This is a genomic window from Gordonia sp. UCD-TK1, from assembly GCF_001691435.1.
Taxonomy (GTDB): domain Bacteria; phylum Actinomycetota; class Actinomycetes; order Mycobacteriales; family Mycobacteriaceae; genus Gordonia; species Gordonia hongkongensis.
This window is the reverse complement of sequence record NZ_LZMP01000079.1, coordinates 154225-168145: the sequence shown is the minus strand read 5'-3', so window position 1 is coordinate 168145 and position 13921 is coordinate 154225. Positions and strand designations below refer to the sequence as shown.

13 protein-coding genes and 1 pseudogene are annotated in these 13921 nt (G+C 69.6%); 2 read left to right on the top strand and 12 right to left on the bottom strand.

Annotation, left to right across the window (positions count from 1 at the left end):
* A pseudogene (locus A9310_RS24150) lies at positions 1–254 on the top strand (IS110 family transposase); the annotation flags it as partial.
* Positions 255–345: 91 nt separating this feature from the next.
* Here A9310_RS24150 and holA read toward each other — a convergent pair.
* The 12 genes from holA to A9310_RS24090 form a co-directional block, all read right to left on the bottom strand.
* Positions 346–1314, bottom strand: coding sequence for a DNA polymerase III subunit delta (gene holA, locus A9310_RS24145; RefSeq protein ID WP_065632758.1), 969 nt, complete (start codon positions 1312–1314; stop codon positions 346–348).
* Positions 1315–1400: 86 nt separating this feature from the next.
* On the bottom strand, positions 1401–2798 hold the full coding sequence (locus tag A9310_RS24140; RefSeq protein WP_065632732.1) for a ComEC/Rec2 family competence protein: 1398 nt from the start codon (positions 2796–2798) through the stop codon (positions 1401–1403).
* Between the two features lie 3 nt (positions 2799–2801).
* Positions 2802–3803, bottom strand: a complete 1002-nt coding sequence (locus A9310_RS24135) for a ComEA family DNA-binding protein (RefSeq protein ID WP_065632731.1) — start codon at positions 3801–3803, stop codon at positions 2802–2804.
* A 116-nt stretch (positions 3804–3919) separates the two neighbouring features.
* Positions 3920–4780 (bottom strand): DegV family protein, encoded by an 861-nt coding sequence (locus A9310_RS24130; RefSeq protein WP_065632730.1) that lies wholly within the window; start codon positions 4778–4780, stop codon positions 3920–3922.
* 4 nt (positions 4781–4784) lie between these two features.
* On the bottom strand, positions 4785–5609 hold the full coding sequence (gene octT / locus A9310_RS24125) for a diglucosylglycerate octanoyltransferase (protein ID WP_065632729.1): 825 nt from the start codon (positions 5607–5609) through the stop codon (positions 4785–4787).
* A gap of 13 nt (positions 5610–5622) precedes the next feature.
* Complete coding sequence (locus A9310_RS24120; RefSeq protein ID WP_065632728.1) at positions 5623–6336, bottom strand: histidine phosphatase family protein; 714 nt, start codon at positions 6334–6336, stop codon at positions 5623–5625.
* Positions 6333–6695: a ribosome silencing factor gene (rsfS, locus tag A9310_RS24115; RefSeq protein ID WP_004023080.1), complete on the bottom strand. Its 363-nt coding sequence runs from the start codon at positions 6693–6695 to the stop codon at positions 6333–6335. Before rsfS ends, A9310_RS24120 begins: the two co-directional genes overlap by 4 nt.
* Before the next feature lie 10 nt (positions 6696–6705).
* Positions 6706–7485, bottom strand: coding sequence for a nicotinate-nucleotide adenylyltransferase (gene nadD / locus A9310_RS24110; protein ID WP_065632727.1), 780 nt, complete (start codon positions 7483–7485; stop codon positions 6706–6708).
* Positions 7486–7533: 48 nt separating this feature from the next.
* Positions 7534–8928, bottom strand: a complete 1395-nt coding sequence (locus A9310_RS24105) for a VWA domain-containing protein (RefSeq protein WP_065632726.1) — start codon at positions 8926–8928, stop codon at positions 7534–7536.
* On the bottom strand, positions 8928–9872 hold the full coding sequence (locus tag A9310_RS24100) for a MoxR family ATPase (RefSeq protein ID WP_175401209.1): 945 nt from the start codon (positions 9870–9872) through the stop codon (positions 8928–8930). Before A9310_RS24100 ends, A9310_RS24105 begins: the two co-directional genes overlap by 1 nt.
* Entirely contained in the window at positions 9872–11200 is a 1329-nt protein-coding gene (locus A9310_RS24095; RefSeq protein WP_065632757.1) for a glutamate-5-semialdehyde dehydrogenase, read from the bottom strand. The genes A9310_RS24100 and A9310_RS24095 overlap by 1 nt, the downstream gene beginning before the upstream one ends.
* A 105-nt stretch (positions 11201–11305) precedes the next feature.
* Complete coding sequence (locus tag A9310_RS24090) at positions 11306–11596, bottom strand: metal-sensitive transcriptional regulator (RefSeq protein WP_217492978.1); 291 nt, start codon at positions 11594–11596, stop codon at positions 11306–11308.
* A 127-nt stretch (positions 11597–11723) separates the two neighbouring features.
* Here A9310_RS24090 and A9310_RS24085 point away from each other — a divergent pair, with 127 nt between their 5' ends.
* Positions 11724–13886, top strand: a complete 2163-nt coding sequence (locus A9310_RS24085) for an MMPL family transporter (RefSeq protein ID WP_065632725.1) — start codon at positions 11724–11726, stop codon at positions 13884–13886.
* The last annotated feature ends 35 nt before the right edge of the window (positions 13887–13921 follow it).

Sequence of the window (13921 nt, the reverse complement as noted above, 5' to 3'; positions counted from 1 at the left end):
GACGCCATCGACTCACCCGGTCTGGCAACCGCCAGATCAATGCCGCGATCCACCGCATCGCGCTGACCCAGGCACGCATGCCCGACACCCTCGGCCACGCCTATTACGAGAAGAAGAAGGCCGAAAACAAGACCCCTCGCGAGGCGATGCGCTGCCTCAAACGCCGCCTCGCCCGCGTCGTCTACAACCACCTCACCACCGACCACCACGCCCGCACCCGCAAAGCCGACAACCCAACACCCGCCGCCGCTTGACATAGGAGCTATGAGCCGGCCCCGAGCGGAGCGAGGCGCCGAGTCGAAGCCACTCCCGTCCGACGGCCGACTCAAGACCGGCCGCGTGGCGTCAGCTCCGCCGACGCCCGTCCGGCCGGAGGTCGGCGACCGTGGCGACGGCGTGGGTGAGGCTGTAATCGGGGTCGGCGGCCTGCCCCTTCACATCCGCGTTGAGCGCCGCGACCACGCCGACCGCCCGCGCGATCGACTCCGCGTCCCACGCCTTGGCCTTCGCCTGCACGTTCTTGACCCGGTTGGGCGGCATGCCGAGTTCGCGGGCCGCATCGAAGTGGTTGATCGACCCCATGGGTCGGATGCGAGCGATGGCGTGGACGGCCTCGGCGAGGGCGTCGGCAAGCAGCACCCGCGGCACGCCGTGGTGCAGCGCCCAGGCCAGGGATTCCAGCGCGCCGGCACGGTCGCCCGTCACCGCCCGGTCGGCCACCTCGAATCCGGTCACCTCGGGACGGCCCTGGTAGTACAGGCGCACGGTGTCGCGGTCGACCTTGCCGCCGGTGTCGGCCACGAGTTGGGCGCACGCGGCGGCCAGCTCGCGAAGTTCTGATCCGACGCCTTCGACCACCTGCTCGACGACCTCGGCGCCGACCTTCACGCCCAGCGACCGGAACTCGTTGCGCACGAACGTCATCCGCTCCGACGGCCACTTCGGGGCGGTCGTCTCGTGTTCGACGGCACCGGCCTTCTTCAAGGCGGGGACCATCGACTTCGCCCGGCCCCCGCCGTGATGGATCACCATCAGCGTGATGCCCTCGGGCAGCGACGACGCGGTCGCGGCGATCAGCGCGGCCGGCTCCTTGCCCGCGTCGGCGGCGGCCTCGACGACGACGATCCGCTCTTCGGCGAACAGCGACGGACTGAGCAGTTCGGCGAGTTCGTGTTCGCTCACGTCGCCGGCACGCACCCGGGTCACCGGCACCGGGGTGCCCGCGGCTTTCGACGCGGCGTCGACCACGGCCGAGATCACCCGGCCGGTGAGGAAGTCGTCGTCTCCGAGCAGCAGGTGCAGGCGATCGGTCACGGCGACAATGGTGCCAGACGGCGCCGACACGGTCGCAGCGCCCGACGCCGGCGTCGGCCACGCGACACGATGGAGCGTCGCAAGCCTCATCCGAACGGCGACCACACCTCCACACTCGCCCAGCCCACGCCGCCGAGGGTGCGCGCGCACGCGACCATCCACCACAGCTCGGGGGCGAGGGCGCGCACCAGTAGTTCACCCACGAGCGCGCCGACACCGTCGGGCGGCCCGATCGCGCCCATGAGTGCGGCGAGGGTGCCGACCACGCTGATCACCGCGACCACCGGGGCGACCAGGAGATTCGCGACGATCCCCACCACCGAGAACGTACCGGTCACCACGACCACGATCGGCGCCGTCACCACCTGCGCGGTGACCGCCATCGCGATCACCTCGGCGACACCCGGCGGACAACGCCACTCGCGCAACCGGTCACGGAGTCGTGGAGCCCACAGCACGATGGCGGCGGTGGCGGCGACCGACAGGGCGAACCCCGGTTGCAGCGCCAGCTCGGGCCACCACAGGAGTCCGCCGACGACCGCCGCACCGAGCGCCGGGAACGCCTGCGCCCGACGAGAGGCGAAGAGCGCCAACACACCCACCGCTCCCATCAACGCGGCACGCACCACACTCGGCGACGGCCGGACGAGCACCACGAATGCCAGGATCACCACCAGCCCGACGACCGCGGCCGCCCGCGGTGGCACACCCGCACTGCGAACCACGAGAAGCGCTGCTCCGCAGACGATCGCGAAATTGCTGCCGCTGACCGCGGTCAGATGGCTCAGGCCGGCGTCGCGGAAATCGTCCCGCAGGCCGTCGTCGAGGGAGCTCTCGTCGCCGAGCACGAGGCCGGGCAGGAGTCCGGCCGCGTCCTCGTCGAGCGCCCGCGCGGCCAACACCTGCAACCGTTCCCGGATCGCACCGGCCACCTGCTGGTGGGCGGGCGGCGAGCCGACGACCCGGGGCTGCTGCGCAGTCAGGGTCGCCACCAGAAGCGAGTGCTCGGGCGGCGGCCGCACCCGCGCGACCGTGACCACCCGTTGCCCGGGCAACAGGCCCGACCACTCCCCGAGATCGCCCATCACGTCGGCAGAAGCCGTCGGAACACGATGCGAACCAACCTGTTCCACGTCGACGCGCAGACGGACTCGTCCGGCCGACGACGGCCCGACGACCACCGGATCACCACGCACGGTCAGCACGACCGTCGACTTCCCGGCCGACGCGGTCAGCGGGTGATCGGAGCGGACCTCCTGCCGGATCGCCAACGAGGTCGCGCACACCGCGGCGAGTCCGGCCACGACGATGATCAAACCGACCGCGTCCCATCCCAACCGGCCGCCGGCACAGACCAGCGTGCCGACCGAGGCCACCGCGCCCGAACAGATCGCCAGCCCGAGCGTGTAGCCGGGCGGCATCACCAGCCCGAACGCCGTCACCGCCCACACCGCCACCGCCGGTACCAGCAGGCGGTAGTCCACCCGTCAGACCGTCACGAGATCGCGCAGTCTGGCCAGGCGTGCCGGACCGATACCGTCGACCTCGGCCAGCTGGTCCACGGAGCTGAAGCGCCCGTTGCGATCCCGCCACGACAGGATGGCCTTCGCGGTCACCGGCCCCACCCCGGGCAACTCGTCGAGGTCGGCCTCGGTGGCGGTGTTGAGGTTCACGAGTCCGCCGGTGGCCGGCGGACCACCCGAACCGCCGGCGGGAGCACTTGCATCTGCCGGGGGTGCACCCGCGGGTGCGGGTGGCGCGCCGGAAGCCCCGACGACAGCACTGCGCAGCGACATCTCGCCCTGCCCGCCCGCGTAGCCAACGAGGATCTGATCGCCGTCCCGGAGGACCTGCGCAAGGTTCAGCGACAGCAGATCCGCGTTCTTGCGCGCACCTCCCGCCCGGTCGATCGCGTCGGCGACCCGCGCCCCGGGCGCTAGTTGCACCAGACCCGGCGTGTGCACCAAACCGACGACACTGACCACCATCTGCGCCGGGATCGATTCGGTCGGCACGGCCGGCGGCGTCGACGGGTCCGACATCGACGAGGTGCCAACCACCGCACCGAAATCCACGACCGGCGCCGACTCCGACCCGCGGAACAGTCCGAAGGCCGCGACGGCACAGACGACGACACCGACCGCGATCAGCGCGAGAGCTGCCGGTGGCGCGACCGCGAAGCGCCGCCGAGGGACGGGATCGGCGTCGAAGTCATCGTCATCCTCGGCACCGACGCCCCCGACACCGTCGCCGCCGTCGGCGTCCGACCGTCGACGGTGGGTTCGCGCCGGCGTGTCGAGCCACGTCGGCATCCCGCCGATCCCCCACCCAGGATGCTCGGGTTCTTCGACGGGGCCGAGCGAGTCGTCGATGTCCGGCGCGCGCGGCGGCGACTCGGGGTCGATGCCTGCCGTACCGTCCCGTCGGCCCGGCAGATCGGCCACCGGCGCCAGCCGGTCCAGCGGGTTCCGCCGTCCTGATGCGCTCATGACGCCACACGCTAGGTGGCACAGCCGCCGCTGCTCCGCACGCGAGCCGCGGAGCCCGCGATCTGTGGACGGTCAGTGCGAGCTGTGGATGACGCCGAGTCCGGCGGGCCGGACCGCTAGGACTCGCCGAGACCTTCGATCGGTTCGAGGTGCGCGGCGATCACGACGCCCACCGCGCCGGGGCCGACGTGGGTGCCGAGGATGGGACCGAGATCGACGGTCAGCTCGGAGGTCACCACCCGCAACTTGGCGTGGACTGCCGCGCGCAGTTCCTCGGCGACGTCCGGGCTCTGACAGTGCTGGATGCCGACCGTGACCGCACGCCCGCCCGCGGAGTCGGCGGCGGCGTCGACCATCTTGTCCAGAGCCTTGGAGAACGTGCGATGACGTTCCTTCAGCGTCAGGGTCCCGTCGACCATGTGCAGGATCGGTTTGATGGACAGCGCCGATCCGAAGAGCTTGCCCGCGGCGCTGATCCGGCCACTGTTGCGCAGATTGTCGAGCTGCTGCACACACAGCAGCGAGTCGACGGTCGCTGCCTGTCGGATGGCGGACTCGTACACGCGGTCCCGGTCGGCTCCCCCGGCGGCGGCCTGGGCGGCCGCGACGGCGGTGAAACCGACTGCGAGACCGACAGATCGGGAATCGACGACCCGAACCTGGCCGGAAAACTTCTCCGCGGCCATCCGCGCCGAACTCCAGGTCCCCGACAATCGGCGCGACATGTGGACGGCGACGACGCCGGCACCCTGACTCGCCTCGAGCGCGGACTCGAAATGTTCGGAGAGGTCGTTGGGGTTGGCGCCGGAGGTGGTCACGCCCGGCGTCGTCACGATGTCGGCCGGGATGTCGTCGACACCTTCCCGGTAGTCCTCGTCGCCGACGGCGAGGTGCAGTGGGACCTGCCGAATCCCGTAGTGCTCGGTCACCGACCGCGGCAGTCGGGACGAAGAGTCTGTGACGACGACGACAGGCACGCGTCTACGTTAACGGGTTCACGCGCCGGGCCTCCACGGGCGTCGGGGTCGGGCCCCCGGTGTCGCGATTCGCGCGCCGCCGGACGGCGTCGACGACCGGGGCGACCAGGTCGGCGATCCCCCGGTGGCACGAGAAACCCCAGTGGATTCCGTCGGGATTCATCTCGGCGGTGTCGTCGTCGAAGGCGTCCCGGGTGACCGGGTAGAAGTCGACACACGGTAGGCCGTGGCTCGACGCCCACCGCGACATCGCCGCGGTCGTCGGGATCCGCCCGGCATGGACGTTGCCGTAATACGGACTGCGGTGGGTGGGCGGCAGGCACACGACGATCGGGAGGTCCGGACGCAGCTGGGCGAGCGCCGCGCGGATCTTCTCCAGGTACTCGATCGTGACGTGCGGCGGCAGCGCGAGCGGCCATCCGAGGTGCGACCCCCGCGGTTGTATCCATGCGTAGGCCGCGCGTATTCGCTGCCGCAACCCGTTCGGCCTGATGTAGCGGATCTGCTCCCGGAAAGCCGTCGGAAGCGGCGAGGGCAGAGTGTCCATCCCTCCGAATGCGAGCACGACGACGTCGGCGCGGGGCACGGTGGCCCAGATGTTCGGGTCCTGGGTGAGGGCCCACCAGACGTCCCGGCTCGTCCACCCGATCCGGCCGAACAGCCGCACATCCGAACGCGTCGCAGCGCCCACGAGCATCGGCCAGATCCGAGGGTCATCCGCGGGCAGACCGCCCTGCGGACCGTAGTACGCGAGCGAGTCGGACAACACCAGCACACATCGCTCCCGCGCATCGGCAGCGGATGGACCGGGTCCGGCGGCCTCGGTCATCGGCGGACGTCGCTCACTGCACCGCCGGGTCGGAGTCCTCGGCGGACGCGTTCCACACGTCCAGGCGCCACCGCGGCAGTTCGCCGGGCATGCTGTGCCCCGACAGCTGCACCCAACTCGTGTTCGCGAGCCCCCCGAAGACGGGCCAGTTCTCGACCGGCAGCCCGAGCAGCGCCGCGGTCATCGCCGCGATCACTCCCCCGTGGGCCACCAGCACCACCGGCGCCTCCGGGTTGTCGCCGACGCCCCACTCCGGCAGCAGCTCGATCAACTCGTCGACCAGGGGGGTGGAGCGGCGGGCGACGTCGACGCGGCTCTCCCCACCCGGCGGCGTCCAGGTCGCGTCATCGCGCCAGACGGCGCGCGCGCCCGGCATCGCGGCATCGACGTCGAGGTGCGTCAGACCCTGCCACTCACCGAGGTGTGTCTCCCGTAGGCGCACGTCGGTGGTCACCGGCAGACCGGTTCGATGCGCGAGCGCCTCGGCGGTGTCGCGGGCCCGCCGCAGATCCGACGACCAGATGACCACCGGCTGCCGCTTGGCGAGCTCGACCGCCGCCGAACCGGCTTGCCGGACACCGAGTTCGGACAGATCGGTGTCGATCTGGCCTTGCATCCGACTCGCCGCGTTGTACTCGGTCTGCCCGTGCCGCAACAGGATCAGGCGCCGCACCACCGGGGTGAGACGTTCGACGGCGGTGTCGTGTGAGTCGGGACCGCCACTCACGACAGCCCGTCCACCTCGACCACCGGGCAGTCCTTCCACAGACTCTCCAGCGCGTAGAAGCGTCGTTCGTCGGTGTGCTGGATGTGCACCACGATGTCGGCGTAATCGAGCAGTGCCCAACGACCTTCGCGCGTACCCTCGCGCCGCAGCGGCTTGTGGCCGGCCTCCCGCAGCTTCTCCTCGACCTCGTCGACGATCGAGTTCACCTGACGCTCGTTGTCGGCGGAGGCGATCACGAAGGCGTCGGTGATCACCAACTGCTCCGACACGTCGATCACCGTCACCTCGTGGGCGAGCTTCTCGGCCGCGGCCAGGGCGGCCACCTTGGCCATCTCCAGCGCTTCAGCTGACGCAGTCACACTTGTCCTCTCATTCGGTCACGGCCTGTTCGCCCACGGTCCGGTCCGACCCATCGGCATCGCTCTGCAGTTCCCCGGGCGGGATTTCCTGGGGCGGGAGCCGCTCGGGGCGGTTGGCCCCCGGAAGCGCCGGGGCGGAGACACCGGGCGACGACGCCCGGGGCGCACGATACAGCTTCCGCTTGGCGATGTACTGCACGACGCCGTCGGGCACCAGGTACCAGACGGGCCGACCCTGCAACGCGCGCGTCCGGCACTCGGTGGACGAGATCGCCAGCGCCGGGATCTCCAGCAGATGCAGGGTGTCGGCGGGCATGGCCTCGAGATGGTGGGCCAGGTGCGTGGCGTCGAGCTCGTACCCCGGGCGGCTCACGCCGACGAATCGGGCGAGGCCGAACAGCTCCTCCCAGTCCTGCCACGACAGGATGGATTCCAGCGCGTCGGCACCGGTGATGAAGTACAGCTGGGCTTCCGGAAGCAGCGCCCGCAGGTCGCGGAGCGTGTCCACGGTGTAGGTGTCGCCGTCGCGGTCGATGTCGACACGACTGACGCTGAACTGCGGATTCGACGCGGTCGCGATGACCGTCATGAGGTAGCGGTCCTCCGGCGGGCTCACCGTCGTCGCCTCGCCGATCTTCTGCCAGGGACGGCCGGTCGGGACGAAGATCACCTCGTCCAGCGAGAACCGGTGGGCGACCTCGCTGGCCGCGACGAGGTGCCCGTTGTGGATCGGGTCGAACGTGCCGCCCATCACGCCGATACGGCGCGCACGCGGGCGGTCGGGTGACATGGACGGTCAGTCTACGCGTCGAGCACTGATGCGAATCGGCAGCGCTGGTCAGATCGGCAGGAGGTCGGCGATGACCGTGCCCAGTTGTGTGGCGTTCCGGCATTCGAACATGTCGATCACGTCCGCGTAATCGGTCGCGACCGAGTCACCCGTGCCCCAGTGCTGCTTGGCCTCCGGGTTGAGCCAGTAGGCGTGCCGGGCCCGTTCCACCAGTTCGGCGAGCGCGTCGGCGTGCGGATCGTGATAGTTGTTCCGCCCGTCCCCCAGGATCAGCAACGCACCCCGGTGGGTCAGCGTATCGCCGTAGTCGGCGACGAACCCGGCCAGCATGTTGCCGTAGTCCGAGTGACCGTCGCGGGTGGAGATCCGCGCGGTGGAGATCATGTGGTGCATCGCCGCACCGAAATCCTCTTCGCCGTGGTCGAAGTAATCGGTCACCTCGTCGACGGTGTCGACGAAGGCGAACACCCGCACCTTCGAGAACTGTTGCCGCAGTGCATACACCAAGCGCAACGTGAACTGACTGAACCCGGCCACCGACCCCGAGACGTCGCAGATGATGATGAGTTCGGGCCGCCCCGGTCGGGGCTTGCGGTGACTGAGTTCGATGGGCACCCCACCGGTGGACATCGAGGCGCGCAGCGTCTTCCGGACGTCGACCGCGCCGCGGTGAGCGCGCCGTCGCCTCGTCTCGAGCTTCGCGGCCAGCAACCTCGCCAGTGGCTCGATGGTCTTGCGAATCTCCACCTGTTCTTTGGCACCCGCCGACAGGAAGTTGACGTTCTCGGGTAGCGGGGGCACCGCGTAGGCGCCGACCTTCTCGCGGCCGTTGCGGTCGGCCATGCGCCGCTGGGTCTCTCGCTCGATCGCCGCACGCAGATCGTTGGCCTTCTGGCGCGCCGCCTGCCGGTAGAGCGGTTCCGTACCGGCCCGGCCGCCGTCCCCATCGCCATCACCGGCCATGGCCGCCGCGATCTTCGCGATCAGTGTCTGCGGACTCACCGCGGTGATGGCCTGATAGGCCGAGAACGCCTCGCCCCGAGTCGATCCGTACCGCCCCAACTCGTCGACGATCATCGCGATGGCCTGGTCGAGCCGGCCGTCGTTCGCCGACGCGTCGTCGGCGAGCATCTCCGCCAGCGCGTCCCGGACCGCCTCGACATCGAGCTCGCCGTCGGGGGTGCGCGGAAGATCCTCGGTCACGGTGCGCATTCCGGCGCCGACCGGGAACCACAGGTCGAAGACCCGGTCGAACACACCGCGATGGGCGTGATCGACGAGCAGTGTCGTCGCGAGCCCCTCGCGTAGACGGGGGCGTTCGAGGAGGTCGAGGACCTCCATGGCACTCGCCGCATCGATCAGCGCCGACGGCCCGACCACGATCCCGCGACGACGCAACTCGTCGACGAAATCGGTGAGGTGCGCGACGAGCGGAGCCGTCATCAGCCCAGCTTGAGTTCTTTGAGAGCCGTCTTGAGGTCCGGCCGGTGCTTCAGCACGACACCGAGGGTCCGTGCGATGAGTCCGTCGTCGAATCCGCCACCGCTCTTGGCCGTGGCCTTCTCCCCGGCTCCCAGCGCCAACAGGGTGTTCGCCCAGTCGATCGTCTCGGCCACCGACGGCTTCTTGCGGATGTCGAGTGTGCGTAGGACACCGACGATCCGCACCAGCTCGGCGCTGAGCGAATCCGACAGGTTCGGCACCCGCGACGCGAGGATCTCCTTCTCGCGCTCGGCATCCGGGAAGTCGATGTAGAGGTACAGACAACGACGCTTGAGTGCCTCGGACAGCTCGCGGGTCGCGTTCGATGTCAGCAAGACGATCGGACGACGCTGAGCGGCAACGGTTCCCATCTCCGGGATGGTGATCGCGAAATCGCTGAGCACTTCCAGCAGCAGCCCCTCCATGTCGACGTCGGCCTTGTCGACCTCGTCGATGAGGAGCACGGTGGCACCCTCGCGCGAGATCGCCTTGAGCAGCGGCCGCGGCAGGAGGAACTCGTCGGAGAAGATGTCGGCCTTGGCCTCATCCCACGCGCGGTCCCCCGTCGCCTGGATGTGCAGGATCTGCTTGGCGTGATTCCACTCGTACAGCGCGCGGGCCTCGTCGATGCCCTCGTAGCACTGCAGGCGGATGAGTTCGGCATCCGTGGCCGCCGCGATGGACCGGGCGAGTTCGGTCTTGCCGACACCCGCCGGCCCCTCGACCAGCAACGGCTTGCCGAGACGGTCGGCCAGGAAGGTCGAGGTCGCGGTCGCGTCGTCGGCGAGGTAACCCGTCGCGCGAAGGCGACCGACGACGTCGTCGACACCCTCGAACGACGGCACGACGGCCGGGCCCGAGCCGGTGTATCCCGCGGTCCCCGCGTCCGGGGTCGTCGCGCTCATCAGGCGGGCCGCACGTGGCCGTTGCCCCAGACCACCCATTTGGTCGAGGTCAGTTCCGGCAGACCCATCGGGCCGCGGGCATGGAGCTTCTGGGTGGAGATGCCGATCTCGGCGCCGAAGCCGAACTGCTCGCCGTCGGTGAAGGCGGTCGATGCGTTGACCATGACGGCGGCGGCATCCACGCGCCGGGTGAACTCGTCGGCGGCCGCCAGGTCGGTGGTGATGATCGCCTCGGTGTGGCCGGTTCCGTAGGTGTCGATGTGGGCGACCGCGGCGTCGAGCCCGTCGACCACCTTCATCGCGATGTCCATCGACAGGTATTCCATGGACCAGTCGTCCTCGGTGGCCGGCTCCATACCCGGCTCGTCGCCGTGGATGACCACGCCCTGGGTCTGCAGCACCGAGGTGATCCGCGGCAGCGCGTCGGCCGCGACGGCCTTGTCGATGAGCACGGTCTCCGCGGTGTTGCAGACACTCGGCCGGCGGGTCTTGGAGTTGAGGATGACACGCGCCGCGACATCGAGGTCGGCGAGTGCGTGGACGTAGACGTGGCAGTTGCCGACGCCGGTCTCGATCGTCGGGACCGTCGCATTCGACACCACGGCCTCGATGAGGCCCGCGCCGCCACGGGGGATGACCACGTCCACGAGTCCGCGCGCCCGGATGAGCGCGGTCACGCTGGACCGATCGTCGCTGGGCAGCAGCGACACTGCATCCGCGCTGACCCCCTTGGCCGACAGGGTCTCCCGCAGCACGCGCACGAGTTCGGCGTTCGACGACGCGGCCGACGACGAGCCACGCAGCAGCACCGCGTTCCCGGACTTGAAGGAGATCCCGAACGCATCGACGGTGACGTTGGGGCGCGCTTCGTACACGATGCCCACGACCCCCAGGGGCACGCGCAGCTGACGCAGCTGCAGCCCGTTGGGGAGGGTCTTCCCCGCAACCACCTCACCGATCGGGTCGGGGAGCACGGCGACCTGCCGCAGACCGTTGGCGATACCGGCCACGCGCGAGGCGTCGAGCCGCAGCCGGTCGAGCAGGCTCACCTCGATGTCGGCCGCCTCGGCACGTGCGATGTCCTCCGCGTTCGCGGCGAGGATGGTGTCGGTGGCCGCCTCGATGGCGTCGGCCGCGGCGAGCAGGACCTCGTTCTTGCCCGCGGTCGTCAGACCGCTCAGCGAGCGGGACGCCGACTTGGCGGCACGGGCAAGCCCGAGAACGACCTTCTCCGTGTCGGACTTCTCGGTGTCGGACTTCTCGGTGTCGGACTTCTCGGCGCCGGAGCCGCCTTCGGCGACGGACTGCTCTGCGGTGGGTGCGCTCATCAACATCCTCGACTTCGGTGGTTCCGGGCGCGACCGCCCGGAAAGTGCCGTTCTCAGAGTAACGCCGCAGGTTCGGAGTCCCCAACGAGATCCACGGTCGGCGCCTCAGGCGAGTGTGAGGAAGAGCTTCTCCAGCTCTGCCTCGGTCAACGGCGGTTGCTCACCGTCAACGGTCTCGATGCACTGCCGCATTCCCGAGGCCACGATCTTGAAACCGGCGCGGTCGAGCGCACGGGACACCGCGGCGAGCTGGGTGACCACATCCTTGCAGTCACGCCCGGCCTCGATCATCGCGATCACGCCGGCGAGCTGCCCCTGCGCTCGGCGTAGACGGTTGAGGACGGCACTCATCGCATCGTCGCCGACGGCCACGTGGGGCCTCTTGTCATCGGCCATCGAGGCCTCCTCGCTGTCGTGCACCACCGACGTCCGGTTGGGTGCTGAATTCTTGACGTCAAGATACCCCCATGGGTATGTTAGCCGCCAGACGAATACCCCCAGGGGTATATACGAAAGGATATCCATGGCGCCGATCACACCTCTGTCCGACGAGGCGACCACTACCGACCCCGCGGGCTCCCCGCCCGGGGGCCTCGGCCGGTGGGGTGCGGCCATGGCCGCGCACGCCCGCTGGGTGTTCGGCGTGTGGCTCCTCGTCCTGCTCGTCCTGGGAGCCGCGGCGCCGTCGGTGTTTTCCGCACTCGCGGGCGCGGGCTGGCAGGCCGACGGGTCGGAGTCCGTGCAGGTCCGCGAGCTGGCTCAGCAACATTTCGGCGGGAACTCGTCGGCAGCGGTCCATGTGGTCGTCCACTCCGAGCGCGACACGGTCGACGGTCCCGCGATTCGAGAGGTGGTCGGCGAGATCGCTGCACTGGCGGGGACGGACAGCCGGTTCGCCCAGGTCGTCCCGCCACAGCCCGGCACGTCGATCAGCCCGGACGGCCACACCGGGATCGTCATAGTGGGCGCGGCCGCCGACACCGACGAGATGGTGCGCGCTGTCGATGAGCACAAGGACGCGTTGATCGCCCTGTCCGGAAACGGGATCGAGGTGTACCCGACGGGTGCCTCGGCCCTGTGGAGCGACTTCAACGAGGCCAATCACGACGCGATGATCAAGGCCGAGCTGTTCTCATGGCCGGTCACGCTGACGATCATGGTGCTCGCCTTCGGGTCGCTCGTCGCGGCCGGTCTCCCATTGTTGCTGACCATCGCCGGTCTCGTCGCATCCGCGGGCGGCCTGGTGTTGTTGAACCAGGTCACCCCGATCTCGGTGTGGGCCATGAACTTCGCGATGATGTTCGCGCTGGCGCTGGGCATCGACTACGCACTGTTCCTGGTGTCGCGGTTCCGCGACTCGGTCCGGGAGCACGGCGACGACATGCGCGCGGCGGTCGCGCAGACGATGGACACCGCAGGCAAGGCGGTGTTGCTGTCCGGCATCACGGTTCTGGTGAGCCTGTCGGCCGTGCTGCTGGTTCCGGCACCGGCGGTGCGCACGATGGCGGTGGGCATCATGCTCGCGGTGGCCTTCGTCCTCGCGGCAACCCTCACTCTCCTACCCGCCGCGCTGGGCGCCCTGGGTGGCCGGATCAACGCGGTCTCGCTGCCGTACGCGCGCCGCCAGCAGCACCGATCGCCGGTGTTCGCACGCTGGGGCGGCTTCCTGCAGCGCCATCCGTGGGCTGTCGCCACCGGCTCCCTGGTTGTTCTCGTCGCGCTCGCGATCCCGGTCGTCGGGTTGAAGGTCGCTATGCCCTCCATCGGCGTCGTCCCGGCCGACGCGCCCGTCCGCCAGGGCTATGAACTCGTGCAGTCGCAGATGGGCGAGGGCGCACCGGGGATGCTGCAGATCGTCGCACCCGCCGACGAGGCGCAGCAGGCCGCCGCGGTCGCGGCGCAGTCCCCGGGGATCACCATGGTCACTCCCGCGACGCCGGCCGCGGACGACTCGGACCTCGTTCTCATGCAGGCTCTTCCGACCGTCGACCCGTCCGCCGGCCAGATGGCCACAATCGTCGACGACCTGCGTGACGCATTGCCCGACGGCGCTCTCGTCGGCGGCGCGCCCACCGAGAACCTCGACCTGCAGCACGCTCTGAACGACTACTTCCCGCTGGTCGTCGCCGTCATTCTCGTCCTCGGTTTCGTCCTGCTGCTGGTGTCACTCCAAGCGCCGCTGATCGCACTCATCGGCACTGTGGTGAGCCTGCTGTCCACCGCCGCGGCGTTCGGCGTCGCGAAGCTGATCTTCCAGGACGGGCACCTGGCAGACCTGCTGGGCTTCACACCTCAGGGATTTCTCGACGGCTGGGCCCCCGTGTTCTTCTTCGCCATGATCTTCGCGATCGCGATGGACTACACCGTGTTCCTCCTCGCCACCGCCAAAGAACACTACGAACGCTCCGGGGATCCATCGACCGCGCAGGTCGACGGCATGGCCCACTCCGGGCGGATCATCTTCGCCGCAGCTGCGGTCATGGTCGCCGTCTTCTTCACCTTCGCCCTGGCCCAACCACTCCCTCCGAAGGAGATGGGGATCATCCTGGGTGTGGCAGTCCTGCTCGACGCCGTCCTGATCCGCCTCACCCTCCTGCCGGCGCTGCTACGCATCACCGGCCGGGCGGCGTGGTGGACACCATCCTGGTTGCGCCGGATCCTCCCGTCGATCAGCTTCAAGCATTGACCTCACCCGAATCGGGTACACGCCCCTTGAGGGCC

What these genes read in the sequence shown, in the direction of transcription:
- A9310_RS24105 (WP_065632726.1), bottom strand. Translation starts at nt 8,928, where the DNA reads ATGACGGCTCCGCTCGTCGCGCACCTCACCGATTTCGTCGACGAGTTG.
- A9310_RS24135 (WP_065632731.1), bottom strand. Translation starts at nt 3,803, where the DNA reads ATGAGCGCATCAGGACGGCGGAACCCGCTGGACCGGCTGGCGCCGGTG.
- A9310_RS24090 (WP_217492978.1), bottom strand. Translation starts at nt 11,596, where the DNA reads ATGGCCGATGACAAGAGGCCCCACGTGGCCGTCGGCGACGATGCGATG.
- A9310_RS24095 (WP_065632757.1), bottom strand. Translation starts at nt 11,200, where the DNA reads ATGAGCGCACCCACCGCAGAGCAGTCCGTCGCCGAAGGCGGCTCCGGC.
- nadD (WP_065632727.1), bottom strand. Translation starts at nt 7,485, where the DNA reads ATGTCACCCGACCGCCCGCGTGCGCGCCGTATCGGCGTGATGGGCGGC.
- octT (WP_065632729.1), bottom strand. Translation starts at nt 5,609, where the DNA reads ATGACCGAGGCCGCCGGACCCGGTCCATCCGCTGCCGATGCGCGGGAG.
- A9310_RS24085 (WP_065632725.1), top strand. Translation starts at nt 11,724, where the DNA reads ATGGCGCCGATCACACCTCTGTCCGACGAGGCGACCACTACCGACCCC.
- A9310_RS24100 (WP_175401209.1), bottom strand. Translation starts at nt 9,872, where the DNA reads ATGAGCGCGACGACCCCGGACGCGGGGACCGCGGGATACACCGGCTCG.